This window comes from Microtetraspora niveoalba (genome assembly GCF_001570405.1).
GTDB lineage: Bacteria > Actinomycetota > Actinomycetes > Streptosporangiales > Streptosporangiaceae > Microtetraspora > Microtetraspora niveoalba.
In genome coordinates, this window is sequence record NZ_BBYM01000025.1 from 90,740 (window position 1) to 116,076 (window position 25,337).

Annotated in this window: 23 protein-coding genes; 16 read left to right on the forward strand and 7 right to left on the reverse strand. The window is 73.8% G+C overall.

Translation table 11 applies throughout. The features are described from left to right. The first annotated feature begins 190 nt into the window (after nt 1-190). From AWQ70_RS24560 to AWQ70_RS24575, 4 genes are all read left to right on the forward strand, one after another. Nucleotides 191-541 carry a hypothetical protein gene (locus tag AWQ70_RS24560; protein WP_174552417.1) on the forward strand — a complete coding sequence of 117 codons (351 nt, stop codon included), beginning with the start codon at nt 191-193 and terminating at the stop codon, nt 539-541. Between the two features lie 10 nt (nt 542-551). Then, a complete protein-coding gene (locus tag AWQ70_RS24565; RefSeq protein ID WP_067180252.1) occupies nt 552-1,712 on the forward strand; it encodes a glutathionylspermidine synthase family protein in 1,161 nt (386 codons plus the stop codon). A 145-nt stretch (nt 1,713-1,857) separates the two neighbouring features. Further along, a complete protein-coding gene (locus AWQ70_RS24570) occupies nt 1,858-2,307 on the forward strand; it encodes a DUF350 domain-containing protein (RefSeq protein WP_067180256.1) in 450 nt (149 codons plus the stop codon). A 79-nt stretch (nt 2,308-2,386) separates the two neighbouring features. Then, on the forward strand, nt 2,387-2,782 hold the full coding sequence (locus tag AWQ70_RS24575; protein WP_067180259.1) for a VOC family protein: 396 nt from the start codon (nt 2,387-2,389) through the stop codon (nt 2,780-2,782). Here AWQ70_RS24575 and AWQ70_RS24580 read toward each other — a convergent pair. Beyond that, complete coding sequence (locus AWQ70_RS24580) at nt 2,719-3,471, reverse strand: helix-turn-helix domain-containing protein (RefSeq protein WP_067180262.1); 753 nt, start codon at nt 3,469-3,471, stop codon at nt 2,719-2,721. The genes AWQ70_RS24575 and AWQ70_RS24580 overlap by 64 nt on opposite strands. 98 nt (nt 3,472-3,569) lie before the next feature. On the opposite strand from AWQ70_RS24580, the gene AWQ70_RS24585 reads away from it, so the two are divergent. The 6 genes from AWQ70_RS24585 (at nt 3,570) to AWQ70_RS24610 (ending at nt 9,946) form a co-directional block, all read left to right on the forward strand. Beyond that, on the forward strand, nt 3,570-4,790 hold the full coding sequence (locus tag AWQ70_RS24585) for a PucR family transcriptional regulator (RefSeq protein ID WP_084517758.1): 1,221 nt from the start codon (nt 3,570-3,572) through the stop codon (nt 4,788-4,790). Nucleotides 4,791-5,013: 223 nt separating this feature from the next. After that, nucleotides 5,014-5,916: an ACP S-malonyltransferase gene (locus AWQ70_RS24590; protein WP_067180266.1), complete on the forward strand. Its 903-nt coding sequence runs from the start codon at nt 5,014-5,016 to the stop codon at nt 5,914-5,916. Continuing rightward, nucleotides 5,913-6,869, forward strand: coding sequence for a beta-ketoacyl-ACP synthase III (locus AWQ70_RS24595; protein WP_067180270.1), 957 nt, complete (start codon nt 5,913-5,915; stop codon nt 6,867-6,869). The genes AWQ70_RS24590 and AWQ70_RS24595 overlap by 4 nt, the downstream gene beginning before the upstream one ends. A gap of 63 nt (nt 6,870-6,932) precedes the next feature. Beyond that, nucleotides 6,933-7,172: an acyl carrier protein gene (locus tag AWQ70_RS24600; protein WP_067180273.1), complete on the forward strand. Its 240-nt coding sequence runs from the start codon at nt 6,933-6,935 to the stop codon at nt 7,170-7,172. Nucleotides 7,173-7,281: 109 nt separating this feature from the next. Then, the gene (gene fabF / locus AWQ70_RS24605; RefSeq protein WP_067180277.1) at nt 7,282-8,514 is read left to right on the forward strand and encodes a beta-ketoacyl-ACP synthase II; all 1,233 of its coding nucleotides are present in this window, start codon (nt 7,282-7,284) and stop codon (nt 8,512-8,514) included. 13 nt (nt 8,515-8,527) lie between these two features. Further along, nucleotides 8,528-9,946 (forward strand): acyl-CoA carboxylase subunit beta, encoded by a 1,419-nt coding sequence (locus tag AWQ70_RS24610; protein ID WP_067180279.1) that lies wholly within the window; start codon nt 8,528-8,530, stop codon nt 9,944-9,946. Between the two features lie 177 nt (nt 9,947-10,123). Here the strand turns inward: AWQ70_RS24610 and AWQ70_RS24615 are convergent, their stop codons facing one another. Beyond that, nucleotides 10,124-10,600: a DUF3145 domain-containing protein gene (locus AWQ70_RS24615; RefSeq protein WP_084517774.1), complete on the reverse strand. Its 477-nt coding sequence runs from the start codon at nt 10,598-10,600 to the stop codon at nt 10,124-10,126. Nucleotides 10,601-10,814: 214 nt separating this feature from the next. On the opposite strand from AWQ70_RS24615, the gene AWQ70_RS24620 reads away from it, so the two are divergent. The 4 genes from AWQ70_RS24620 to AWQ70_RS24635 all read left to right on the forward strand — a co-directional run bounded on the left by AWQ70_RS24620 (nt 10,815) and on the right by AWQ70_RS24635 (nt 15,758). Beyond that, the gene (locus AWQ70_RS24620) at nt 10,815-11,876 is read left to right on the forward strand and encodes a S8 family peptidase (protein WP_067180285.1); all 1,062 of its coding nucleotides are present in this window, start codon (nt 10,815-10,817) and stop codon (nt 11,874-11,876) included. Nucleotides 11,877-12,049: 173 nt separating this feature from the next. Beyond that, nucleotides 12,050-12,586, forward strand: coding sequence for an RNA polymerase sigma factor (locus AWQ70_RS24625; RefSeq protein ID WP_067180351.1), 537 nt, complete (start codon nt 12,050-12,052; stop codon nt 12,584-12,586). Beyond that, nucleotides 12,583-13,041 carry a peptidase associated/transthyretin-like domain-containing protein gene (locus AWQ70_RS24630; protein WP_067180287.1) on the forward strand — a complete coding sequence of 153 codons (459 nt, stop codon included), beginning with the start codon at nt 12,583-12,585 and terminating at the stop codon, nt 13,039-13,041. Before AWQ70_RS24625 ends, AWQ70_RS24630 begins: the two co-directional genes overlap by 4 nt. A 41-nt stretch (nt 13,042-13,082) precedes the next feature. After that, nucleotides 13,083-15,758 carry a CHAT domain-containing protein gene (locus tag AWQ70_RS24635; protein ID WP_169808734.1) on the forward strand — a complete coding sequence of 892 codons (2,676 nt, stop codon included), beginning with the start codon at nt 13,083-13,085 and terminating at the stop codon, nt 15,756-15,758. A gap of 77 nt (nt 15,759-15,835) precedes the next feature. Here AWQ70_RS24635 and AWQ70_RS24640 read toward each other — a convergent pair whose 3' ends face one another. From AWQ70_RS24640 to AWQ70_RS24655, 4 genes are read right to left on the reverse strand one after another with little or no spacing between them, the layout of a single operon-like run. Further along, on the reverse strand, nt 15,836-16,654 hold the full coding sequence (locus tag AWQ70_RS24640; RefSeq protein ID WP_067180293.1) for a sulfurtransferase: 819 nt from the start codon (nt 16,652-16,654) through the stop codon (nt 15,836-15,838). Beyond that, a complete protein-coding gene (locus tag AWQ70_RS24645) occupies nt 16,651-17,790 on the reverse strand; it encodes an alkaline phosphatase family protein (protein WP_174552414.1) in 1,140 nt (379 codons plus the stop codon). The genes AWQ70_RS24640 and AWQ70_RS24645 overlap by 4 nt, the downstream gene beginning before the upstream one ends. Before the next feature lie 17 nt (nt 17,791-17,807). Further along, complete coding sequence (locus AWQ70_RS24650; protein WP_067180295.1) at nt 17,808-18,398, reverse strand: DUF5998 family protein; 591 nt, start codon at nt 18,396-18,398, stop codon at nt 17,808-17,810. A 57-nt stretch (nt 18,399-18,455) separates the two neighbouring features. Further along, nucleotides 18,456-21,146 carry a bifunctional acetate--CoA ligase family protein/GNAT family N-acetyltransferase gene (locus AWQ70_RS24655; RefSeq protein ID WP_084517762.1) on the reverse strand — a complete coding sequence of 897 codons (2,691 nt, stop codon included), beginning with the start codon at nt 21,144-21,146 and terminating at the stop codon, nt 18,456-18,458. Nucleotides 21,147-21,288: 142 nt separating this feature from the next. Here AWQ70_RS24655 and AWQ70_RS24660 point away from each other — a divergent pair, with 142 nt between their 5' ends. Further along, complete coding sequence (locus tag AWQ70_RS24660; RefSeq protein WP_067180301.1) at nt 21,289-22,182, forward strand: carbohydrate kinase family protein; 894 nt, start codon at nt 21,289-21,291, stop codon at nt 22,180-22,182. A 1-nt stretch (nt 22,183) separates the two neighbouring features. Here the strand turns inward: AWQ70_RS24660 and AWQ70_RS24665 are convergent, their stop codons facing one another. Further along, entirely contained in the window at nt 22,184-24,301 is a 2,118-nt protein-coding gene (locus AWQ70_RS24665) for a RecQ family ATP-dependent DNA helicase (RefSeq protein ID WP_218004645.1), read from the reverse strand. 264 nt (nt 24,302-24,565) lie between these two features. Here AWQ70_RS24665 and AWQ70_RS24670 point away from each other — a divergent pair, with 264 nt between their 5' ends. Next, nucleotides 24,566-25,153, forward strand: a complete 588-nt coding sequence (locus AWQ70_RS24670; RefSeq protein WP_067180306.1) for a GNAT family N-acetyltransferase — start codon at nt 24,566-24,568, stop codon at nt 25,151-25,153. Nucleotides 25,154-25,337 lie beyond the last annotated feature (184 nt).

Genomic DNA, 25,337 nt, shown 5'->3' on the forward strand with positions numbered 1-25,337 from the left:
ATCGGATCGTTACGGAAACCAGCGGAGAGGAACCCGTCGGGGTTGTATGCCCGTTGATCCCCCCGAGCGGTACGCTGTGCCGACCCCGACCTACAGGAGCCCGATGACCGCCCCAGGGGAGAACCCCCAGATACCGCGTCATCCGATGGCGATGGGTCAGAGCGCCACCCCGCCGACGAAGCCGCGCGGAATGTCGTCCACCGCCGTCAAGCTCGGCGCGATCGGCGTGCTGTCCGCGCTCGTGGTCGGGTTCTGCGCGGCGCAGGACCGCTACGAGGAGGTCGGCGCCGACTGCGTGGACATGAGCAGCCAGAACCCCGACGGCTCCTACGTGGTGGTGGACGACGACTACTGCGACGAGGGAAGCGGCCACTACCGCGGCTCGCACGGCGCGTACGGCTGGTACTACGGCGGCAACCGCGTGGGCAACCGCGTCCGCCAGGGGACGACGCTCAAGCCGGCGGACGCGCAGATCACCACCAGGTCCGGCCGGGTGGTCCAGCGGGGCGGCTTCGGGTTCCACTCGGGCGGCGGGGGCTGACCGCGCGCCGATGAGACGTGAACCATCGACCCCGCGCGACGGCTGGGCGGAGCTGATCGAGTCGCAGGGCCTCGCCTTCCACCGCTCGTCGCACCCCGGCGACCTCGACCGCCCGTACTGGGACGAGAGCGTCCAGTACGTCTTCACCATGGACGAGGTCCTCCGGCTGGAGGAGCAGGTCGAGGAGCTGCACCGGATGTGTCTGGCGGCGGTGGAGCACGTCGTCGCGCACGACCGGATGGCCGAGTTCGCGATCCCGGCCCACTGCCGGGCGGCGGTGGCCGAGTCGTGGCGGCGCCGGGACCCGCACCTGTACGGCCGGTTCGACCTGCGCTACGACGGCGCCGGCCCGGCCAAGCTGCTCGAGTACAACGCCGACACGCCGACGAGCCTGGTCGAGAGCTCGGTGGTGCAGTGGTTCTGGCTGAAGGACCTCCATCCGGACGGCGACCAGTGGAACTCGATCCACGAACGGCTCGTCGACCGCTGGCGCGCGCTCGCCCCCGGTTTCCCGACCGGCCCGACGCACTTCGCGTGGACCGGCGCGGACGAGACGGGCGAGGAGGCGATGACGCTCGGCTACCTGCAGGAGACCGCCGACCAGGCCGGGCTGAAGACCGTGGCGATCGCGATGGAGGACATCGGCTGGGACCCGCCGAACCGGCGTTTCGTCGACATGGAGCACCGGGTGATCCGGTCGTTGTTCAAGCTCTATCCCTGGGAGTGGATGGTGGCCGAGCCGTTCGGCGGGCACGCCATCGCCCAGCAGGCGGCCATGACCTGGATCGAGCCGCTGTGGAAGATGCTGCTGTCCAACAAGGCGCTGCTGGCGATCCTCTGGGAGCTGTATCCGGGCCATCCCAACCTGCTCCCGGCCTACCTGGACGGGCCGCGCGGCATGTCGTCGTACATCGAGAAACCGTTGCTCGGACGCGAGGGCGCGTCCATGCGGGTCGTGTCACCCGGCCTCGCCCTCTCCACGTCCGGCGACTACGGGACCGAGGGGTTCGTCTACCAGGAGTTCCTGCCGCTGCCCGACTTCGACGGCCGCCGCCCCGTGCTGGGGGCCTGGGTGGTGGAGGACGAGTCGGCCGGCCTCGGCATCCGCGAGACGTCGGGCCTGATCACGGATGACACCTCCTCGTTCGTCCCCCACCGCATCGCGTCCTGACCGTCCCGCGGCGCCGCGTGGCCTCCCGGACACGCCGGCGCGCCGACGTGTCACCGCGGCGACGCGCCGCCGCGGTGTCGCCGCGCAGTCCCCATAGGGATCCGATCCCCCGAACCGCCCGCCCAGGGCCACCCATCAAGGAGCCATGGTGTCCAACCAGTCCACCCCCTTCGCCGAGGTGCTCGGCAACGGAGCGCTGGCGATCGGCGCGTACGCCGTGCTCGGCGTGCTGCTGCTCGTCGCCGGCTTCTACGCCGTCGACCTCGCCACGCCGGGACGGCTCAGCCGGCTCATCCGCGAGGAGCGCAACCCCAACGCCGCCGCGCTGGCCGCCTCCGGCCTGGTGGCGGTCGGCCTGATCGTCGCCGCGTCGATCTGGTCGTCGGGCGGCGCGCTGCGCGAGGGGCTGATCGCCACCCTGGTCTTCGGCCTGGTCGGCATCGCCGTCCAGACGATCGCCATGATCGTCTTCGACCGTGTCGTCGGCATCCCGGTACGGACGCTGCTCGGCGAGGCGACGCTCCAGCCGGCCACGATCCTGCTGTCGGCCACCCACGTCGTCATCGGCCTGATCACCGCCGTGGCCGTGGTCTGACCCCGGCCCCCGGCCGTCCCCCGGAAGATGTCCGATTCCTTCAAGACGGCAGGCGCCCCCGGCTTCTAGGGTCGGGGGCATGGCACCGACCTTCAATCTCATCGGCCTCGTCGTCTCCGACATGGGCGCGTCGCTGGCCTTCTATCGGCTTCTCGGCCTCGACATCCCGGCGGAGGCGGACTCCGAACCCCACGTGGAAGTGACGCTCCCCGGCGGGCTGCGGCTCGCCTGGGACACCGTCTCCACCATCCGGTCGTTCGACCCCGACTGGACGGCGCCGGCCGGCGGCTCCCGCGTCTCGCTCGCGTTCGCCTGCGCCGACCCGCAGGAGGTGGACCGCCTCTACGACGACCTCGTCAAGGCCGGGTACGAGGGCCACAAGGAGCCCTGGGACGCCTTCTGGGGCCAGCGTTACGCGCTGGTGCGCGACCCGGACGGCAACGGCGTGGACCTGTTCGCGCCGCTCCCCTCCTGACCTCCGACCAGGACGCCGAGCGGGACGCCCGCCAGGGTCTTCACCTCACGGCTCAGGTGCGCCTGGTCGGCGTACCCGGTGCGGGCGGCGACGGCGGCGTGCGGCAGACCCGTCCTGGCCAGTGCGACGGCACGGTCCATCCGCAGGATCCGCATGAGCGTCTTCGGCCCGTATCCGAACGCGGGCAGGCAACGCCGGCGAAGCTGCCGCTCGCTCAGGCCCACCGCGTGCGCCACGTCGGCGACCGCCGTACCCGCCCGGAGCATCGCGACGACTCCGGGGACGGCCGGATCCGGTGGGTCCCCGGCGCCGAGCCGGGAGAGGACCAGCTCCTCCAGAGCCGCCCCGGGGCGCGGCGCCGCGTGGACGCGTCCGGCGAGCCGCCGCACCTCGGCCCGGGGCCACAGGTCGGCCAGCGGCACCCGCAGCCCGCGCAGCTCGTCGGCGGGCACGCCCAGGAAGGCGGGCGCGGTCCCGGGCGCGAACCTGACGCCCGTGTAGCCTCCGGGGTCCCCCGTTCCCGTCGTCACGTGGGCGACCGGGTCCGGCCCGGTCACCAGCAGCTCGCCGCCCACCCACAGCAGGTCCATGCAGCCGTCGGGGAGGATCCGCAGCGGCGTCCCCGGGCTCGCCCCCGGCCGCCGCCACACCACCGCCCCGGGAACCCGTGACGGCCTCTCGCGATACATGCCCCCAGCATTCCACCCGTACGGCGCGGCTCGCCCGGGTGGCGGCCGCCACACCCTCTCCGGCCACAGCATCGGCGTTGACCTGGCACGCTAGAACCGTGACGGAGCGGAGCGAGCCAGCAGGCAAGAACAGCGTCCCTGTCAACGGGCAGGCCCGTCCGGCCGGCCGGACGGACGACAGGGTGCGCAAGGACACCGCGCGGCGGCTCGACCGGGCGATGGGCAGCCTGGGCACGGCGGCCATGGCGCGGATGGAGGAGCAGCTCCCCTGGTACCGCGCCCTGTCGGCCGAGGACCGGTCGTGGGTCGGCCTCGTCGCCCAGGCCGGGATCGCCGCGTTCGTGGACTGGTTCGGGCACGCGGGCGAGGGACGGCCGACGCCCAACATCGAGTTCTTCGGCACCGCGCCCCGTGAGCTGAAGCGCAGCGTCTCGCTCCAGCAGACGGTCGACATGGTCCGCATCGTCGTCGAGGTCGTGGAGGCGCAGGTCGAGGAGCTGGCCTCGCCCGGCGGGGCCGACCTGCTGCGCCAGGCCATGCTGCGCTACACCAGGGACGTCGCCTTCGCCGCCGCCCAGGTGTACGCCCGGGAGGCGGAGGCGCGCGGCTCCTGGGACGCCCGGCTGGAGGCGCTCATCGTGGACGCGCTGGTGCGCGGCAAGGTGGACGACGGGCTGCACTCGTGGGCCGCGGCGCTCGGCTGGACGTCGTCGCCCGTGGTCGTCTTCGCCGGTCACACCCCGGGCGACGACCCGCAGAGCGTGATCGACGGCCTGCGCGACAGGGGGCGCCGGGTGGGCTACGACCTCCTCGCGGGGGTGCAGGGCGACCGGCTCATCGTCATCGTGGGCGGCGCGGACAGCATCAGGGACGCCGCGCGCAGCGTGGTGTCCCGCTTCGGGCCGGGGCCGATCGTGATCGGGCCGGAGGTGCCCGACCTGCACGCGGCGGCCGGCTCGGCCCGGGCGGCGATCGCGGGGCTGCGCGCAGCTGCGGGCTGGCCGGACGCGCCGCGCCCCGTGCTGGCGGAGGACCTGCTGGCGGAACGCGCCATCGACGGCGACCCGGCCGCCCGGGCCCAGCTCGTGGAGAACGTCTACACCCCCTTGGCCGGGACGCCGCTGCTGGACACCCTCGCGACGTACCTGGAGCAGGGGACGTCCCTGGAGGCCACCGCGCGTCTGCTGTTCGTCCATCCGAACACGGTGCGGTACCGCCTGAGGAAGATCACCGAACTCACCGGCTACCAGCCCACCGAGGGCCGGTCCGCCTTCACCCTGCAGGTCGGGCTCATCCTCGGCCGGCTGGCCCCCGCCTAGACGCACGGGCGCGGACCCGGGCGAATCCCGATCGGGGACGGCGGCGAGTGCGCGACATCCGGCGCATCGGCGACATCGGCGACATCCGCGCGCCCTCGCACCGAGGGTCGCCGTGGCGTAACCCGGTGGAAACGGGGACTGTAGGTTCCCTACAACGCGATCACCGCAAACTTCGTCCGGATCTCCATCTCTGTGGCGAACCCCTACAGGGCAGGGTTGTGATGTGCTCGTCATCGTCTCTCCGGGCCAAGGCGCCCAGACCCCAGGTTTCCTGAGCCCGTGGCTTGAGATCCCCGCTTTCCGTGACCGGATCTCCGCCTGGTCCGAGATCGTGGGCCTCGACCTGATCGCGTACGGGACCACGGCGGACGCGGACGAGATCCGTGACACGGCCGTCGCGCAGCCGCTGCTCGTGGCGGCCGCGCTCGCGTCCTTCGACGTGCTCGGGGTCGCGCCCGACCTGGTCGCCGGGCACAGCGTGGGCGAGCTGGCCGCCGCCGCCATCGCCGGGGTGCTGACCCCCGAGCAGGCGCTCGGCCTCGTCCGGGACCGCGGCCAGGCGATGGCCAAGGCCGCCGCCGTCACCGAGACCGGCATGACCGCGGTGCTCGGCGGCGTCGAGGACGAGGTGCTCGCCGCCATCGACAAGCACGGCCTCACCCCCGCCAACATCAACGGCGCGGGCCAGATCGTCGCGGGCGGCACCCTGGCGCAGCTCGCCGCGTTCAAGGAGGAGCCGCCGCAGCGGGCGCGCCTCATCCCGCTCTCGGTGGCGGGCGCGTTCCACACGGTGCACATGGCCCCGGCCGTCGACCACCTGCGGGCGGCCGCCGCGGACCTCACCCCGGCCGACCCCCGCGTCACGCTGCTGTCCAACGCGGACGGCGCGGCCGTCGCCACCGGCGCGGAGTACCTCCGCCGCCTGATCGACCAGGTCAGCAACCCGGTCCGCTGGGGTGCCTGCATGGCGACCATGGCGGAGCTCGGGGTCACCACTATGATCGAGCTCCTGCCCGGCGGCACGTTGACCGGCCTGGCCAAGCGGGGCCTGAAGGGCGTGCGCACCTTCGCCCTCAAGACGCCGGAGGACCTCGAAGCCGTCCGAGAGGGGTTGAACGAGCAGTGAAACTGTCCCAGGGGGCTCCGGGGGCCAAGATCCTCGCGTTCGGCGGCTACCAGCCGGCCGACATCGTGACCAACGACGACCTGGCCGGGCGGATCGACACCAACGACGAGTGGATCCAGACCAGGGTCGGCATCAAGGAGCGGCGGGTCGCCGGGCCGCACGAGTCGGAGATCGACCTCGCGACCCAGGCGGGCGGCAAGGCCCTCGCCGCGAGCGGCCTGTCCAGCGCCGACATCGACCTGGTGATCGTGGCCACCTGCACGCTGGAGGCGCAGATCCCGAACGCCTCGGCCCGGGTGGCCCACCGGCTCGGCATCGACGCTCCGGGCGCGTTCGACGTGAACGCCGCCTGCGCCGGTTTCTGCTACGCCCTCTCCGCCGCCGCGGACGCCGTACGCTCCGGATCGGCGACGAACGTGCTGGTCGTCGGGTCCGAGAAGCTCTCCCAGTGGGTCGACTGGAACGACCGCGCCACCGCGGTGATCTTCGCCGACGGCGCGGGCGCGGCCGTGGTCGGCCCGTCCGACACGCCGAGGATCGGCCCGGTCGTCTGGGGCAGCGCCGGTGACAAGTCGGATGTGATCTCCGTCGAGAATCGCCAGTCCTTCCTGCACCAGGAAGGCCAGACGGTGTTCCGCTGGGCCACGACCGCGCTTCACCCGGTGGCGAGGCTGGCGTGCGAGCGTGCGGGCGTGGACCCCGCCGAGCTCAGCGCCTTCGTCCCCCACCAGGCCAACCTGCGGATCATCGAGGCGATCGCCCGCAAGCTGGGCGCCGAGAACGCGGTCATCGCCAGGGACATCGTGCTCGCCGGCAACACGTCGGCGGCCTCGATCCCGCTGGCGCTGTCCCGCCTGATCGAGCGCGGCGAGGTGCAGTCGGGCGGTCTGGCCCTGCTGCTCGGCTTCGGCGCCGGCCTCACCTACGCCGGACAGGTCATCGAGATCCCCTAACACTTTGTACGGCCCGCCGTGCAAACCCTGAAAAACCCGAAAAATCCAAGGAGAAACCGCGACATGGCACTGACCGAGCAGGAGATCCTCGCCGGCCTCGGCAAGATCATCAACGAGATCACCGGCATCCCGGCGGCCGAGGTCACCCCGGAGAAGAACTTCGTGGACGACCTGGACATCGACTCGCTCTCCATGGTCGAGATCGCCGTCGCCGCGCAGGACGAGTTCGGCGTCGAGATCCCCGACGACCAGCTCAAGCACCTCAAGACCGTCAAGGATGTCATCAACTTCATCCAGGCCTGAGCGGAGACCGCCGAGCGGGAGCCCGGCGGTCCCCACCCCCGCCCCACGGCCTGGCGAATGTGCCGCGGCACGTTCACGCACACGACCAATCAATGAGGAGTGCAGACAAGTGAGTACGAACCGGGTACGTGTCGTTGTCACCGGGCTCGGCGCGACGACGCCCCTCGGTGGAGACGTCGCCTCGACCTGGTCGGCGCTCCTCGACGGGCGGTCGGGGATCCGTCCCATCACCGAGGACTGGGTCGACACCGTGCCGGTGAAGTTCGCCGGTGTCGCGGCGGTCGATCCCTCCGAGGTGCTGCCCAGGCCCGAGGCGCGGCGCCTGGACCGCGCCGAGCAGTTCGCCCTGATCGCCGCCCGGCAGGCCTGGCAGGACGCCGGCGCGCCCGAGGTCGACGGCGAGCGTCTCGGCGTGGTGGTCGGCAGCGGCATCGGCGGCATCGGCACGATCCTCTCGGCGTACGACCTCTACCGCGAGAAGGGCTGGAACCGGCTCTCGCCGTTCACCGTGCCCATGCTCATGCCGAACGGCTCCGCCGGCTGGATCAGCATCGAGCTGGGCGCCAAGGCCGGGGCGCACGCCACGGTCAGCGCCTGCGCCACCGGCGCCGAGTCGATCGGCTACGGCATCGACATGATCCGTTCCGGCCGCGCCGACGTGGTGGTGGCCGGCGGCACCGAGGCGGCGATCCACGGCCTGAACGTGGCGTCGTTCGCCGCCGCGCGGGCCATGTCCACCCGCAACGACGAGCCCGAGCGGGCCTCCCGGCCGTTCGACAAGGGCCGCGACGGCTTCGTGCTCGGCGAGGGCGCGGGCATCGTGGTGCTGGAGTCCGAGGAGCACGCCCGGGCGCGCGGCGCCCGGATCTACGCGGAGGCGGCCGGCGTCGGATACTCCAGCGACGCCTACCACATCACCGGCATCGACCCCGAGGGCCTCGGGGGCCGGCAGGCCATGCTGCGCGCGATCAAGGACGCGGGCATCGCCCCCGCTGACGTCACCCACGTCAACGCGCACGCCACCTCCACGCCGCTCGGCGACGAGATCGAGGCCCGGGCGATCAAGGACGCCATCGGGAGCCACGCGATCGTCACCGCCACCAAGTCGATGACCGGCCACCTCCTCGGCGGCGCCGGCGGCATCGAGTCGATCTTCACCATCCTGGCCCTGCACGAGCGCATCGTGCCTGCCATCGCCAACCTCGACGACCCCGCCGACGGCATCGAGGTGGACCTCGTTCGCGGCGAGCCCCGCAAGCTCGACGGCGACCGGTTCGCCGCGATCAACAACTCGTTCGGGTTCGGCGGACACAACGTCGCCGTGGCCTTCACCTCTGTGTGACTAGGAGCCTCAGATGACTGTGCTTGACAACAGGGTGGTGACCGCGGCCTCGGACGAGGAGGCCGCCGATCCCCGTGATCCCCGGGTACGGCTCGGCCACCTGCTCGACGAGGGCTCGATCCGGCTGATCACTCCCGAGGACAAGAGCGGCGTCCTGGCCGTCACCGGCCGCATCGAGGGTGTGCCCGTGGTCGCGTTCTGCAGCGACGGCCGGGTGCAGGGCGGCGCGATGGGCAGCGAGGGCTGCGAGCACATCGTGCACGCGTACGACGTCGCGGTCCGCGAGCGCGTCCCGGTGATCGGTGTCTGGCACTCCGGCGGCGCCCGCCTGGCCGAGGGCGTCGAGTCGCTGCACGCGGTGGGCCGCGTGTTCGCCGCGATGACCAAGGCGTCGGGCGTCGTCCCGCAGATCTCGGTCGTGGTGGGCCCGGCCGCGGGCGGCGCGGCCTACGGCCCCGCCCTCACCGACATCGTGATCCTGGCCGACAACGGCCGGATCTTCGTCACCGGGCCGGACGTCGTGCGCAGCGTCACCGGCGAGAACATCGACATGGCCTCGCTGGGCGGCCCCGAGCCGCACAGCAAGCGCAGCGGCGTCGTCCACGTGACCACCAAGACCGAGGCCGAGGCCCTGCTCAAGGCCCGTCAGCTCGCGTCGCTGCTCGGCCACCAGGGCCGGGTGCGCGACGTCGACGAGGTGGACTTCAGCGACCTGCTGCCGGACAACCCGCGCCGCGCGTACGACGTGCACCCGCTGGTGAACGGCCTCCTCGACGAGCCCGGCGTCGAGCTGCACCCCAAGTGGGCGCCCAACATGGTGACCATGCTCGGCCGTCTCGGCGGCCGCACGGTCGGCGTCGTCGCCAACAACCCGATGCGGCTCGGTGGCTGCCTCGACTCCACCTCGGCCGAGAAGGCCGCCCGGTTCGTCCGGATGTGCGATGCCCTCGGCGTCCCGCTGGTGGTCCTGGTCGACACGCCCGGCTACCTCCCCGGTGTGGGACAGGAGCACGACGGCGTCGTGCGCCGCGGCGCCAAGCTGCTGCACGCCTTCGCCGAGGCGTCGGTGCCCCGGGTGACGCTGGTCACCCGCAAGTCGTACGGCGGCGCCTACATCGCGATGAACTCGCGCGCGCTCGGCGCGACCCGCGTCTTCGCGTGGCCCACGATGGACGTGGGCGTGACGGGCGCGGTGGCGGCGGTCCGGATCCTCAAGCGGCGCGAGCTCGCCGCCGTGCCGGAGGAGGAGCGCCCGGCGCTGGAGGCCAAGCTGGCCGAGGAGCACGAGAAGTTGTCGGGCGGTGTCGCCCGCGCCATCGAGCTCGGGGTCGTGGACGAGATGATCGAGCCGGCGAAGACCCGGGGCGCGATCGCCAAGGTGCTGGCCCAGGCCACCCCGGCGCGCGGCGCGCACGGCAACATCCCGCTCTGATCGATCCGCTCCGACGGCGACGACACAGGCGCCGGTCCAGTTACTGGACCGGCGCCTGTTCTCGTGTCGGGGTCCCGTTTCCGGGGCGGGCCGCCCGTGCGGCCCCTGACGCGGACGTCTCGCGGCCCGATCTCTCCGGGCCCGTGCCTCCTCGTTCGGATCGCTCGGCGGGGCGGATCAGACCGCCGCGTGCAGCCAGCGGACCGGTGCGCCCTCCCCGGCGTACCGGAAGGATTCGAGCTCCTCGTCCCACTGCTTGCCGAGCAGCCGGTCGAGCTCGTCCTCCAGGACGGCCCGGCCCTGCGCGGCCATCAGCATGACGTTGCGCAACCGGTCCTCGGGGATCAGGATGTCGCCGTTGGCGCCGACGACGGCCGTGAAGGCGCCGAGCGTCGGCGTGTAGGCGTGCCGGGAGCCGTCGACGCCGGGCGAGGCGTCCTCGGTGATCTCGAACCGGATGCGCTGCCAGGCCATGAGCGACGATGTGATCGCCGCCGCCGTCCCCGGGCGTCCTTCCCACTCCGCCTGGGCGCGCACGGTCCCGGGCGCGGCAGGCTGGGCGGTCCACGTCAGATCGACAGGAACGCCAAAAACGCCTGCGACGGCCCACTCGATATGCGGGCACAACGCAGGCTGAGCCGAGTGGACGTACAGCACGCCACGAGCAGCAGCCACCGGACCTCCCAAATCGCATGAGGTGCGCCTTCCCCAACGGCCTCACACTGGGATGATCACAAGTGACTGAAGGAGAGACTACCGTCCGTCGCAGTCAGGCACCAGAGGGGGGTCATACCGATTAAGGCTTGACAGCGATCTGTATAGGGAAGACTACGTCGAGTAAGGTTTTCGAAGCGAAGGGCCCACCCCCATGAGCTCATCGGCCGACGGCCTCCCCGCGGTCCAGCTCGTCGAGCCCGAGCCCGGCCGCCCCGCACTCATCCGTCCGGGAGAGCTGATCACCTCGTCGCTGAGCCCGGTCTCCCGATGGGCCGCCGCCGCCGTTCCCGCCGGACCGGCCCATCACCTGCGGCTGCCGCCCGACGTCGACGTGCTCGGCCTCGCGGGCGAGTTGCGCGACCGGGGACATCGGGCCTCCCCCAACCACGTCCTGCTCGGGCAGCCGCTGCTGTTCGGCGGTCCCGGCGGACGGCCGGTCCCCGCCCGGGCCGTGCCGTACGAGCGGGAGGAGACGTGGGGTGTCACGGTCGCGGTGCTCGACACCGGGCTGGCCCCGCACCCGTGGCTGACGGAGTGGTACTCCGACGAGATCGCGGAGGTCCCCGACTCCGACGGCGACGGGGTGCTCGACGAGCAGGCCGGGCACGGCACCTTCGTGGCCGGGCTGGTCCTGCGGGAGGCCCCCGGCGTGGGATTGCGTGCCGTACGGGTGCTCGACAGCCACGGGGTGACCGACCAGGCGACGCTGCTGCGCGCGCTGGCGCGGCTCGGCGGCGAGCGGATCGACGTCCTCAACCTCTCGATGGGCGGTTACACGGTGGACGACGAGCCGCCGCTCGGGCTGGCCGAGGCGCTGCGCGGCTTCCCCGCGGTGGTCGCCTGCGCGGGGAACACCGCCTCGTCCCGGCCGTTCTGGCCTGCGGCGCTGCCGGATGTGGTCGCCGTGGGGGCGCTCGACGGGCGGGCCCGGGCCGCCTTCTCCGCGTACGGCCCGTGGGTCGGCGCCTGCGCGCAGGGAGTCGGGCTGGCGAGCAGCTTCCTGGAGCATTCGGCCTTCCGCGGCTACGCGACGTGGAGCGGCACGTCGTTCGCGGCGGCGATCGTCGCCGGCGCGGTGGCCCGGTTGTGCCGGGAGATGCCGCCCGCCCGGGCCGTACGGCACGCGCTCTTCGACGGCCAGCGGGTGCCCGGCCTCGGCGTGACCGTGCGGCGGCGGCAGGGCGAGGGGACGGCGGCCGGCCCCGTCCGTTGATCGGCGCCCGCCCCGCCAGTGATCCGGTGAACCACGTCCGCTGATCGGTGACCGCCCCGTCCGGTGATCCGGTGAACCACGTCCGGTGATCCGGTGAAAGGCCCAGCCGGACTCCTCCCCGGCCGGTAGGGTGATCGCGCTTCGCATCCTCTCCGACGCGCGGGGTGACGGACATGTTCGCAGAGAAGACGTTCCCGGTGCCGGACCAGGCGGCCTGGGAGGAGCTCGTCACCCGGTTCGGCGGCCGGATGTGGGCGGTGGCCCGCGCGTGCGGGCTCGGCCCGGCCGACGCGGCCGACGCCGTCCAGGGGGCCTGGCTGCGCATGGTCGAGAGCCTGGACGCCATCCGCGATCCGGAGCGGATCGGCGCCTGGCTGGTGACGACCACCCGGCACGAGGCGGTGCGGCTCGCCCGGCGGGCCCGGGGGGAGCGCCCGGCCGCGGACCGGCTCCCCGAGCTGCTCGCCCCCGATCCCGCCGCCCCCGATCCCGCCGCCTCCGTGGCGGACGCCGACTACGGCCGGCGGTTGTGGTCGCGGCTGGAGGGACTGGCCGAGCCGTGCCGCTCGCTGCTCCGCCTGTACGCGCTCAACCCCGACGCGAAGTACGCCCAGATCTCCATGCGCCTCGGACTCCCGATGGGGAGCATCGGGCCGACCCGCTCCCGGTGCATGTCCCGGCTGAGGGCGCTGATCGAGGAGGAACGGTGACCGACGACGACCACCTGCCCGCGTACCTGCTGGCCGCGCTGCGCATGGCCGCCGGCGCCGATCCCGTGCCCGCCCGCGTGTCCCAGGCCGCGCGCGACGCCTTCGCGCTGCGGCTGCCCGGCGCCGTCGTGGCCGCGCCGTACGAGATCGAGCCGGCCGTGGGGGCCCGGTCGGAGGGGCGGCCGGCGATCCACAGGTTCGCCGCGGACGGCGTCACGCTCGACGTCGAGGTGACCCTCACCGACGGTCGCCTCGACGTGGCCGGGCAGGTGTCCCCCGCGCCCGGCGCGGACACCCTGATCGAGGTCCGCACTCCGGACACCGGCCGGAGCCGCGCCCCGTCGGACACGGGCCACTTCGCGGTGACCGGGCTGCCTCCCGGATGGGTCAGCGTCGTCTGCCGCCGGCCGGGCCGCGCCCCGGTGGCCACGCGCTGGCTCCACGTACGCGATTGACCTCCGTGGACGCCGGCCCGGCGCGGAGCGGGCGGCACGGCGTGGACGATCTTCCGCGGGACCGGGGTGCGGAGACGGATCCCGTCGTCCGGGCCGAGCGCGCGGTCTGGTTGTCGGCCACCGATCCGGAGCTCGCCGAGTCCGAGGCCCGCGCGCTTCTGGCCGAAGCGGAGTCCGTACCTTCCGGGGAGGGCGACGCGGGCCGGGCGCGGGCGGCGTCGGACGCCCGGTACGCCGAGGCGGTGCCGGTCGCCCTGCGGGCGGCGGCCCTCGCGGCGCGGGAACTGGGCGACATCGATCTGGCGGTCGAGCGGCTGGAGCGGGCCGTCACGTCCGGCGCGGGCTTCCCGAACCGGGTGGCGCAGGCGCGGATGTCGCTGGTGACGATGGTGGCGGAGCTCGGCGACCCCGAGCGGGGGCTGCGGCTGGCCGGCCTCGCCGAGCGCGACCTCGCCGGCGCCGACCTGGCCCGGCTCGGGGTGCAGCGGTCCGCCGCGCTCATCCTGCTCGGCCGGTTCCGCGACGCCGTACGGCACTGCGACGAGGCGCTCGGCGGACTGGACGGCGATCCGCGCTTCCACGCGGGCGGCCTGCTCAACCGGGGCGTCGCCCGTACCTACCTGGAGGAGTACGAGCGGGCGGAGGCGGATCTGTCGGCGTGTGCCCGGATCGCGCGGAAGGCGGGGCTCGGCCATCTCGCGATGCTCGCCGAGGGCAACCTGCCGTTCGTCGCGGCACGGCGCGGCGACATCTCCGGGGCCTTCGAGCGCTTTCGGACCGCGGAGACCACGCTGTTCGGCTTTCCGGAGCGGCTGGCCGCGATGCGGACCGACTTCGCGTACGCGCTGGTCGCCGCGCGGCTGCTCGGGGAGGCGCGCACGCTGCTGGAACGGGCCGTGCCGGATCTCGCCGCGTCCGGCGCGCAGGCCGGGCTCGCGGACGCCCGGCTGCTGCTGGCCCAGGTCGAGCTGCTCACCGGGGCCGCCGCGGACGCCCACGCCTCCGCCGAGGCCGCGCGGTCGGAGCTGCTGCGGCAGGGCCGCACCGCCCGGGTGCCGCTCGCGACCGAGGTGGTGCTTCGCGCCCGGCTCGCGCGGGAGCGGCCGACCCGGGAGCTGCTCGGCGAGATGCTGGCCTGCGCCCGCGACCTCGACGTCGGCGGCGCGTTCTCCGACGCGGCCGCGCTGCGCCTGACCGCCGCCGAGGCGGCCCTGGGGATCGGAGATCGGCGGACGGCGCTCGACCAGCTCGGGCTGCTGGCCGGCTCCACCGCCCGAACGGCGGTGCGGCAGCACGCGCTGGCCGTGCTGCGGCACCTCGGCGGCGACCTGCCGGGCGCGCTGTCCGCGGCCCGCGCCGGAGTGGCGGCGGCACTCGCGGGTCCGGGAGCCGGCCGGGGAGTCCCGGAGGGGGCGGCGGTCGGCGAGACGGCCGATCCGGCGGGGACGCCTCCCGTCGAGGCGCGGGCGTACGCGGCGCGGACCGCCGAGAACCTCGCCCGGTTCTGCCTGCGGCTCGCGCTGGAGTCGGGCGACCCGTGGACGGTGCTCACCTGCTCGGAACGCCTGCGGGCACTCGCCCGGGACGGTCTCAACGGGACGGGCCACACATCTGAGGGGGATCCGGCGTCCGGAGAGATGTCACCGGACGGCTTGCCAGGCCGGATGGGCCAGGCGTCCGGAGAGACGCCGTGCGACGGGCTACCGGGCGGGACCCGCCACGGGGCCGAGGGGGAGGTGCCGCGGGACGGCCTGCCGGTGGAGCCGGAGGCGTCCTGGGGGTCGCTGATCGAGCTGGTGCGCGACGGCGAGGATCTCGCCGCTGTGCTGGTGACAGCCGGCCGCCGCGTCCTGCGGCCGCTCGGCTCGTACGCGGCGGCGGCCGAGGCCACCGTGCGGGGCCGGTACGCGCTGCGGCGGCGCAACCTTCGCGACGTCCAGGTCGAGAGCGGCCTCGAACGCGACCTCGCGACGCTCGACGAGGCCCTGCTCGGGCCGCTCGGCGTGCCCGCCGGGCCGGTGACGATCGTGCCGACCGGCGCCCTGCACACCCTGCCCTGGCCGCTGCTCCCCTCCCTGCGCGGCCGTCCCGTTTCCGTGGCCCCGAGCGCCACCTCCTGGTTCGGCGGCCGGAAGGCGGCGGCCGCGACGCGGGACCCGGTGGTCGTGGCGGTCGCCGGGCCGGGGCTGGAGCACGCCGAGGCCGAGGCCGACGCCGTCGTACGGGCGCACCCGGGGGCGGTGCGGGTGGCCGCGACGAGGGCCGAGGTCCTCGCCGCCCTCGGCCGCGCCGACGTGCTGCACGTCGCCGCGCACGGGACCTTCTCCCCTCGCGGCCCGCTGCTGTCGCGCATCACGCTCGACGACGGGCCGCTGATGGCGTACGACCTGATCCGGCTGGACCGGGCGCCGAGCCTGGTGATCCTGTCGGCGTGCGACGCGGGGATGGCGCACGCCCCGGTGGACGGCGCCGTGCTCGGGCTGGCCGGCGCGTTCCTCGCCCGGGGAGCCCGATGCGTGATCGCGGGCGTGGTGCCGGTGCGCGACGACGAGGCACTGGCGCTGATGACGGTGTTCCACCCGTACCTGAGGGAGGGACGCACCCCGGCCGAGGCCCTCGCCCTGGCGGCCCGCGCGACCGACGTGGCGGGTTTCGTGTGCTTCGGCGCGGGCGACCGCCCCCTGACCGCGGGTCAGCGAACGGCCGGGGCGTCCTGACCCCGCCCGGCCGCGCGGGGGGGATCGGATGAGCGGCTTCCGGGGCCTTCGGGTCCCGACCGGTCGGCGCGGCCGGGTCAGCCGGTGGCCACCGGGCGGGAGGGGTCGGCCACCCAGTTGGACCAGGAGCCGACGTACAGCGCCGCGGGGATGCCGGCCAGCTCCAGCGCGAGCACCTCGTGCGCGGCGGTGACCCCCGACCCGCAGTAGGCCCCGACCGGGACCCCGTCGACCGCGCCGAGGGTGTTGAACCGTTCGCGCAGGAATTCGCGGTTGTGGAACCGGCCGCCGGGCTCGACGTTCTCGGAGGTGGGCGCGCTGACCGCGCCGGGGACGTGCCCGGCCACCGGGTCGATCGGCTCGACCTCGCCGCGGTAGCGCTCGGCGGCGCGGGCGTCGAGCAGGACGCCGTTCGCGGCGAGGTCGGCGGCCTGGCCGGCGTCCAGCGTCGGCATGCCTCCCGGCGCGGCGGTGAAGTCGCCGGGCGCGGGGTCCGCCCCGGGCCCCTCCTCGATCGGGAGCCCGGCGTTCCGCCAGGCCCGGATGCCGCCGTCGAGGACGCGCACGTCCGGGTGGCCGAAGTAGCGCAGCGTCCACCACGCCCGCGCCGCCGCCGTAGAGTCGGCCTCGTCGTACACGACCACCGGGCGGGAGCCGTCCACACCGAGGCGGCGCATCGCGGCCTGGAAGTCCGCCGCCTCGGGCAGCGGGTGGCGCCCGCCCGGGCCGGGCGCGGCGGCGAGGTCGGAGTCGAGAGCGCAGAAGACCGCGCCCGGGATGTGGCCCTTCAGATAGGACTCGCGGTCGGACGGTCCGCCGCCGAGCCGCCAGCGGACGTCGAGGATCGCGGCTCCGTCGAGACCGGCGAGCTCTTCCGGCGTGACAAGCGTGCTCATCGTGCACTTACCTCCAACAATGGGACATTTTGCTCGGCCGCAGTCAGGGAGCCGTGGTAGCCGATCATCGCCGCTTCGACCGCCTCCGTCCGGGAGGCGACGATCGCGCAGTCGCCGTACGGCACGGCCACGACGTCGCCGATGCGGCCGAGCCACTCGCGGCGTACGCCGGGGCCGAACCATCCGGCGTCCACGGCCTCCTCCCTGGAGACCACCCAGGCCCGGCCGCGCAGCGCCTCGGCCCACGTCTCCAGGACGGCCGGCGCCGCGCCCTCCGCGGTGTAGAGGTGACGGACCCGCGCCTCGCCGCCCAGCAGGGCGACCCCCTCGCGCAGCTCGGGCCGCAGGTCCACGTCCACCTTCTCACCGGCGTTGACCATGCCGTGGTCGGCGGTGATGTACATGGCCGAGCCGCGCGGCAGCGACTCGGCGATCCGCCGGGCCATCCGGTCGACGACGGCCAGCTCCTCCAGCCACTGGGTGCTGCCCCAGCCGGTCTCGTGCCCGGCCGCGTCGACGCCGCCGTAGTAGACGGTGACGAAGGACCGGCCGCGCAGCGCCTGCCGCACGCCCTCGACGCGGTCGTCCACGCTCTCCGCGGCGACGTGCCGTACGCCGCGGTAGACGGCCCGGGTGAGACCGGTGCCCCGGAACGCGCCGGGCGCGACGTAGACGGGGTCCACACCCGCCGCGGAAAGCCGCTGGTAGACCGTCTCGGCCGGCTGCCACCAGTCGGGATCGACGGCGTGGCCCGGCGCGGTCCAGCGCAGGCAGTTGAACAGCCGCCCCTCACCCGGGACGGCCATCAGGATGCCGACCATCCCGTGCTCGCCCGGCGGCGAGCCCGTGCCGAGCGTGGCCAGGCTGGTCGGCGTCGACGACGGGAACCCGGCGGTGAGCGTCCGCCCCCACTGGGCCGAAAGGAACGGCGCGGCGTCCGGGTGGGCGCGAAGCAGATCGGCTCCCAGGCCGTCCACGAGGAACAGGCAGACCCGCTCGGCGGGGTCGAGCCGCAGCGTGTTCTCCGCGCCGGCCCCGAGTGAGGCCAGTACGGATCCGGGCAGGTCGGCCAGCGAGGCCCCGCCGTACTCCGGGACGTACGGCACGGCGGAGCGCCCGGGGCGGGACTCGGTCACGTCGCCTCCAGGACGGGTCAGCCGGCGGTGTGCGCGGTGGCCTCGGAGAGGGCCCTGGCGAAGTCGAGCACGCGCGAGACCGCCTCGGGGCCGTCGGCCGCCTCGCTCACCCGCAGCGACAGGTCGTCGGCGGTGATCGCGCCGGTGTAGCCGTGGTCGGCCTCGCAGTTCTCGTCGCCGCAGGTCGCCGGCTCCAGATCGACGTGCGAGATCGCCCCCCACCCGATCGTCAGGGTCGCCTCGGTGGGAGGGACCCCGGGCACGTACGAGGCCGGGTCGGGGACCACCCGGGTCACCGCGACCGACTGGATGCGGCTGAGCCGTACGGCCTCGGTGGTGGTGGAGGCGTGCGAGGCCGGCATCCCCTCCGCCGGCGGGTGCTCGTCGGTGTGGCAGACCAGCAGCCGGGTGGGCGACAGCACCAGGACGGTGACGTGTCTGCGCACCTCCATCGCCGGGTCGAAGGTGGCCTCGTGATGCACGACGTACGCCGTGACCTGTTCCTTGCCAAGGGCGGAGTCGACCGCGTCGGCGACCAGGTCGGGGTAGTAGCCGCTGCGCTCGATCGCCTCACGCATGCCGGAAGCGGAGACTCGGGTTTCCCTCATGGGGTCCATCCTGCCCTGTAAGGGACACCGGTTTCACACTCACGCGAAACCGGCTCCTCACCGCAGACGGCGCGGCCCGACGTCGAGTCGGGGCCCGACCTCCGGGCGCAGCACCGCTCGCGCGCCCAGCACGACCACGGACGACTCCCCCACCAGGACCTCGTCCAGGTCCATCCGGCAGACCTCGGGCAGCGCGTCGGCGAGGAGCCCCACCCTGACCAGCAGGTCCTCCAGCGCCTCCACGGCCACCGGCGGGTAGCCGTACTCGCCGAAGAGCAGCGGCGCGGCCCGCACCGAGCGGACGAGGGCCGCGGCGTCCTCCGAGGTGAGCGGAGCGAGGCGGTGGGCACGGTCGCCGAGCAGCCGGGCGGCGACGTCGCCGAGCCCGAAGGACACCACCGCGCCGGCGTCCCGGTCCTGCGTCACGCCGACGACCGTGGCCGCCGAGGGCTGCGGGGCCATGTGCTGCACGGCGATCGTCATGTCCGGGCCGATCGTCGCGGCGAGGTCGGCGTACGCCTGGCGCAGGCTGCCCGGCTCGCTCAGGCCGAGCCGTACGCTGCCGGACCTGCGGGGCGCGTCGGGGTCGCCCGCGGCCACCTGCCGGATCACCGGTTTCAACGCCACGGGCCAGCCGAGCCGGGCGGCGGCGGCCACCGCCTCGTCGGCCGAGGCGACCGGCTCGGCCGGCCACACCTCGACGCCGTAGCAGGCGAGCAGCTCCGTCGCGTCGATCTCGACCTGCTCGTCGCCGGAGGCCAGCGCGCCGGCGACCAGCCTCCTCGCCCGCGCCGTGTCGACGCCCTCGACGACCGGGGGCGTGCCGACGGGCTGCTCGCGCCACCGGGCGTACCGCACGGCGTGGGCGAGCGCGCGGACCGCCTCCTCCGGCGCCGGATAGGACGGGATGGATCCCCTCGGCGGTCCTTCGCCGGGGACGCGCAGCTCGGCGGGCATGCCCAGCTCGCCCTGGAAGGTCGCCAGCACCGGCTTGCCGGACTCCGCCGCGACCCGGACCAGCTCGGCGGCGACCTCGGCGTGGCCGCCCGGGATCGGCGGCATGTAGATCACGACGGCCGCGTCCACGTCGGGGAGCACGCCGCCGAGCGCGTCGGCGAACTCGGCGCCCCCGGCCCGCGCCCCGAGGTTGACCGGCGGCACCGGCTCCAGGCCCCGGGCCCGGCAGGCGTCGACGGCGAGCAGCGCGAGGGCGTCGGAGTTGCTCACCACGCCCACCCGGGGGCCGGCGGGCAGCGGCTGGTGGGCGAGCAGTTGCGCGACGTCGAAGAGCTGGGCCAGGTCGTCCACCCGGATCACGCCCGCCTGCTGGAACAGCGCGCTCAGGGCGGTGTCGGGCAGGCGGAGGACCCGGGCCGCGTGCCCGGTGGGCACCCCCTGGCTCTTGACGACGACGACCGGCTTGGTACGGGAGATCCGCCGGGTCAGCCGGAAGAACTTGCGGGGATTGCCCAGGGACTCCAGGTAGAGCAGGATCACGTCGGTCGCCGGATCCTCCTCCCAGTACTGCAGAAGGTCGTTGCCCGACACGTCGGCCCGGTTTCCGGCCGAGACGAACGTCGAGATGCCCATGCCGCGCTGGGCCACCCGCTGCAGCAGGGCCGTGCCGAGCGCGCCCGACTGGCTGAAGAACCCCACCCTGCCCCTGCCGGGCAACGTCGCGGCGAGTGTGGCGTTGAGGCGGACCGCGGGGTCGGTGTTCGCGATGCCGAGGCAGTTCGGGCCCACCACGCGCAAGCCGTACGCGCGGGCGATGCGGACCAGCTCGTCCTGGCGGGCGCGGCCCTCGGGCCCGGTCTCCCCGAAGCCGGAGGAGACCACGACCAGGCCCTTCACCCCTTTCTCCGCGCACTCCTCCACCACGTCGAGCACACCCTCGGCGGGGATCGCCAGCACCGCGAGATCGACCTCGCCGTCGATCGCCGACACGCTCCGGTACGCGCGTACCCCGGCCACCGCCCTGACCTCGCGGTGGACGGGGTAGACGGGGCCGGTGAAGTCGGCGGCCAGCAGGTTGCGCAGCACGGTCTGGCCGATGCCGCCGGGCTCGCGGCTGGCGCCGATCACCGCCACCGATCCGGGCTTCAGCAGCCGTTCGATGGACCGCGCCTCGGCCCGGTGCTCGCGGGCCGCCGTCACCTGCACGGAGGTGTCGGTGGTCGCCAGGTCGAGCGTCATCCGTACGACGCCGTCCTCGAAGTGGCTCTGCGCCGTGTATCCGGCCTGGCGGAACATCGCCATCATCCGGTGGTTGGCGGGCAGCACGTCGGCGATGAACGTGCGGATCCCGCGCTCCCTCGCCGCGGCCCGCAGATGTTCGAGGAGCACGGAGGCCATGCCCCGGCCCTGGTGCGCGTCCTCCACGAGGAACGCCACCTCGGCCTGGTCGGCCGGATCCACCCGGTCGTAACGCACGACCGCGACCATCTCGGTGCCGATCGTGGCGATGAGCGCGACCCGGTTGTCGTAGTCGACGTTGGTGAACCAGGTGATCTCGCGGTCGGTGAGCTTGGGCCGGGGGCCGAAGTAGCGGAAGTAGATCGACTCTTCGGAGAGACGGGAATAGAACGCGCGCATCAGATCGGCGTCGTCCGGCCGGATCGGCCGCAGATGGGCCGTTCCACCGTCGGAGAGTACGACGTCCGCCTCCCAATGGGCGGGGTAGCGGGATTCCACAGACCCGAGGGTAGTCCCGGCGCACGACCTCCTGGCTGGGCAACGCTTGTGCATCGACTCCGCCCGACTGACGGGCCGACCCCCACGACGTGGCCGGAAGCTGTTAAGTTTCTCGGCATAGCCCTCAAAGCCCGGCGAGGACGCCGACCCCTCCGGCGGACTCACCTCAACGAGCAGCTGGCAAGGTGGTGACATCATGACGCGTGTCGTCGTGGTGGGCGATCTCATGACCGACGCGCTCGCGCGCGCCCGCTTCCCCCTCGCCCGGGCGAGCGACACTCCGGCGGTCGTGACCATGCACGGTGGCGGGTCGGGGGCGAACATCGCGTCCTGGCTGGCGGTCGAGGGCAACGAGGTGGCCTTCATCGGCCGCCGCGGCGCCGACATCACCGGCCGCAACCGGGACATGGAACTGATGGGCTACGGCGTCGACGCCCGGCTCGTGATGGACCCCGAACGGCCCACCGGCACCTGCGTGGTGCTCGTCACCCACAAGGGTGAGCGGACCATGTTGTCGGACCCGGGGGCCAACGCCGCGCTCGCGCCCGAGGACCTGCCGCGGGACCTGTTCAGCGGGGGCGCCCACCTGCACATGTCGGGATACACGCTCATCAACGAGGGCTCGCGGGACGCCGGACTGGCCGCGCTCGACCTTGCCCGCCGGGCGGGCATGTCCATCTCGGTCGACTGCGCGTCGTCCGCCCCGGTCGAGCGCACGGGCGCGGAGCCGTTCCTGGAGTGGACCCACGGCGCCAAGCTGCTGCTCGCCAACGCCGACCAGGCCAAGGTGCTGACCGGCCGGGACGAGCCGTCCGCCGCGGCGAAGGTGCTCACCGCCTGGTTCCCCCAGGTCGTCATAAAGCTCAACAAGGACGGCGCCCTCTGGTACACCAACAACCGGTCCGAGCCGGTGCGGGCGTCCGCCGAGACGATCGACCGGCTCGTGGACGGCACCGGCGCGGGCGACGCCTTCGCCGCCGGTTTCCTGCCTCCGTGGCTGGCCGGCAAGCCGCCGGCCGAGGCCCTGGCGGCGGGCAACGCCCTCGCCGCCAAGTGCATCTCCTACCTCGGCGCCCGCCCCCGCCTCTAGCTCACGCGGTCACGGCCAGGGCGAGGGGCAGGACGGCGGGAGCTCCCGCATGCCGGATCTGCGCCGCGGCGAGCGTCATCGTCCAGCCCGTGTCCACCCTGTCGTCCACCAGCAGGACGGGACCGCCCGCCGCCGCGATCCGCTCGGCGAGGTCGCGCGGCATGGCGAGGGTGGCGCGGACGGCGCCGACCCGCTGGGCGCTGTTGTACTGCCGTCCCGGCGACCCGGCGCGGTAACCCAGCTCTCCCAGATATTCCAGGCGGCCGATCTGCGCGATGCGCTCGGCCAGGCCGCGGACGAGCAGCGGCCGGGAGGCGGAGGGGACGCTGACCACCGCGACGGGCCGCGCCGGCCACTCCCACGACTTGAGCACGCCCAGGACCGCACCGAAGACGTCGTCGGGAACCGGCCCGTCCTGCCCGGCGAACAACTCGCGCAGCCGGGTGCCCCAGCCGATGTCGGTGAGACGGCCCAGCACACGCCCCGTCTCGGCCGACAACTCGGGCTTGATCCTGCCCTTCAGGTCGGCGAGGCCGGTCGGCCACTGGCGGCGTGCCTCCAGGTCCACCCCGGGTCGGGCCAGACGGTCGTGCGCGACCCGCACGTCCTCGGCCGCGACCTCGGCGGAGCGGTGGGCCCCGGTGCAGTTGTCGCACCGGCCGCACGGGCGGGCCTCGTCGTCGTCGAGGTGCCCCCGGAGGAACTGCTCCCGGCACTCGGTGGTCGCGATGTACCCGAGCATCGCCTCCTGCTCGGCCGCCCGTTCGGCGGCGACCCGGCGGTAACGGTCGGTGTCGTACGCCCAGGGCTCTCCGGTGGCCTCCCAGCCGCCCTTCACCCGGCGGACCGCGCCGTCGACGTCGAGCACCTTGAGCATCATCTCCAGCCGGCTCCGGCTGAGATCGACCCGCGTCTCCAGGGCCGCGGTCGACAGCGTGCCCTCCTCGGCCAGCACCGCGAGCGTCGTGCGGACCACCTGCTCGGGCGGGAACGCGAGCGAGGCGAAATAGGACCAGATCTCCCGGTCCTCCGCGCCGGGGAGCAGGATCACCTCGGCTCTCTCCACGCCGCGGCCCGCGCGGCCGACCTGCTGGTAGTACGCCACGGGAGACGCGGGCGCGCCGACGTGGACGACGAACCCGAGGTCCGGCTTGTCGAAACCCATGCCCAGGGCGGAGGTGGCGACCAGCGCCTTGATCCGGTTGCCGAGCAGATCCTCCTCGGCGGCCAGACGCTCGGCCGGATCGGTCTGCCCCGAGTAGGCGGCCACCGGGTGCCCCTGCTCGCGCAGGTACGCCGCGATCTCCTGGGCGGCGGCCACGGTCAGCGTGTAGACGATGCCCGATCCGGGCAGCTCGTGCAGCGTCCTCGCCAGCCACGCCAGGCGCTGCTCGGCCCCGCGGAGCCGTACGACGGACAGGTGCAGGCTCTCGCGCTCGAGGGGGCCGCGCAGGACGAGGGGGGCGGCCGGGTCGTCCCACTCGGGACTCGCCGCGAGCTGCTCGGCCACGTCCCTGGTCACCCGCGCGTTGGCGGTCGCGGTGGTGGCGAGCACGGGGATGCCGGGCGGCAGCTCGGTCAGCATCGTGCGCAGCCGGCGGTAGTCGGGCCGGAAGTCGTGCCCCCAGTCGGAGATGCAGTGGGCCTCGTCGATCACGACCAGCCCGGCGCTCTCGGCCAGCTCGGGCAGCACCTGGTCGCGGAAGTCGGGGTTGTTGAGCCGCTCGGGACTGACCAGCAGCACGTCGATCACACCCTCGGCGACCTGGGCGTAGATCTTCTCCCAGTCCTCCGGGTTGGCGGAGTTGATCGTGGCGGCGTGGATGCCCGCGCGCTCGGCGGCCGCGATCTGGTTGCGCATGAGAGCCAGCAGCGGGGAGACGATCACGGTCGGCCCCTCGCCCAGCTCGCGCAGCAGCGCGGTCGCCACGAAATAGACCGCCGACTTGCCCCAGCCGGTGCGCTGCACGACCAGGGCACGCCGCCGGTCCATCACCAGCGCCTTGATCGCCGACCACTGGTCGTCACGCAGCCGCGCGTGCTCTCCGGCGAGCGCCCGCAGGCGTGCCTCGGCCTCGTCGCGCAGCGCCCGCTCTTCCCCTGCCACTTCTGCTGTCACGGGTCCTTGCTACCAGTTCCCTCCGACTGTTCGCGCCCTGTCGCCGGGTCCTGTGGACAACCCCCGCCCCGCCGAACGCCCGTACGCGGCCGAGGATGACGGTGCGGACGGCCTGCCCCCGCGCCCCGGCCCCCGCCGATCACGCCGGTCGCCCATGCCGACACCCCGCCGCCGGTCGCCGTGCCGGTCGTCCGGGCCGAATCACCCTGCCGGTTCCGGTCCGGTGACGTGCAGGAGAACGGACATGGTTGGATGAATCCCGTTATGGACGTGACCACCTGGTACCTGGAGCAGACCGACCCCGGCGACCTGCTCCCCGCACGCGAACCGCGACTGCCCGTGGACATCGTGCGCGCGGGAATCCCCTCCCCCGAGTTCAGCCGGTTCCTCTACACCGCGGTCGGCGGCGACTGGCAGTGGACCCAGCGGCTGCCGTGGACCTGGCAGCAGTGGATGGACGTGCTGGGCCGCCCGGGCACCGAGACCTGGGTCGCCTGGCGCGACGGCACCCCGGCGGGTTACGTGGAGCTGGTGTCACAGGACGACGGGGTCGTGGAGATCTCCAGCTTCGGGCTGATGCCGTACGCGATCGGTCAGGGGTTGGGCGGTCATCTGCTGACCGTCGGAACGGCACGCGCGTGGGACATGGCCGACCGCTGGCCGGACCTCCCGCCGACCCGGCGCGTCTGGCTGCACACCTGTTCCCTCGACGGCCCCGCCGCGCTGGCGAACTACCGGGCCCGCGGCTTCCGGGTGTACGACGAGCGGCTGAACGTCCCGGGAGACGAGGACGAGGGATGCACCCCGGGCCCCTGGCCGGGAGCGATGCGCCCGCTGCCCGGCACCCGCTGAAACCCGGCGTCCGCCTCTTGCCGGCGAAGTCCGGCGCCGGCCCGATGCCCTCCTGAAAACGGGCGCCCGCTGACGCGACACCGTGCCCAGCGGAGAAATCACAGCGAACACACACAATGCGTCAGCAGGGCCTGGAGGGCGCCTCAAGCCGCGCACATCCGCGTAAAGACCGCTCACGACCATC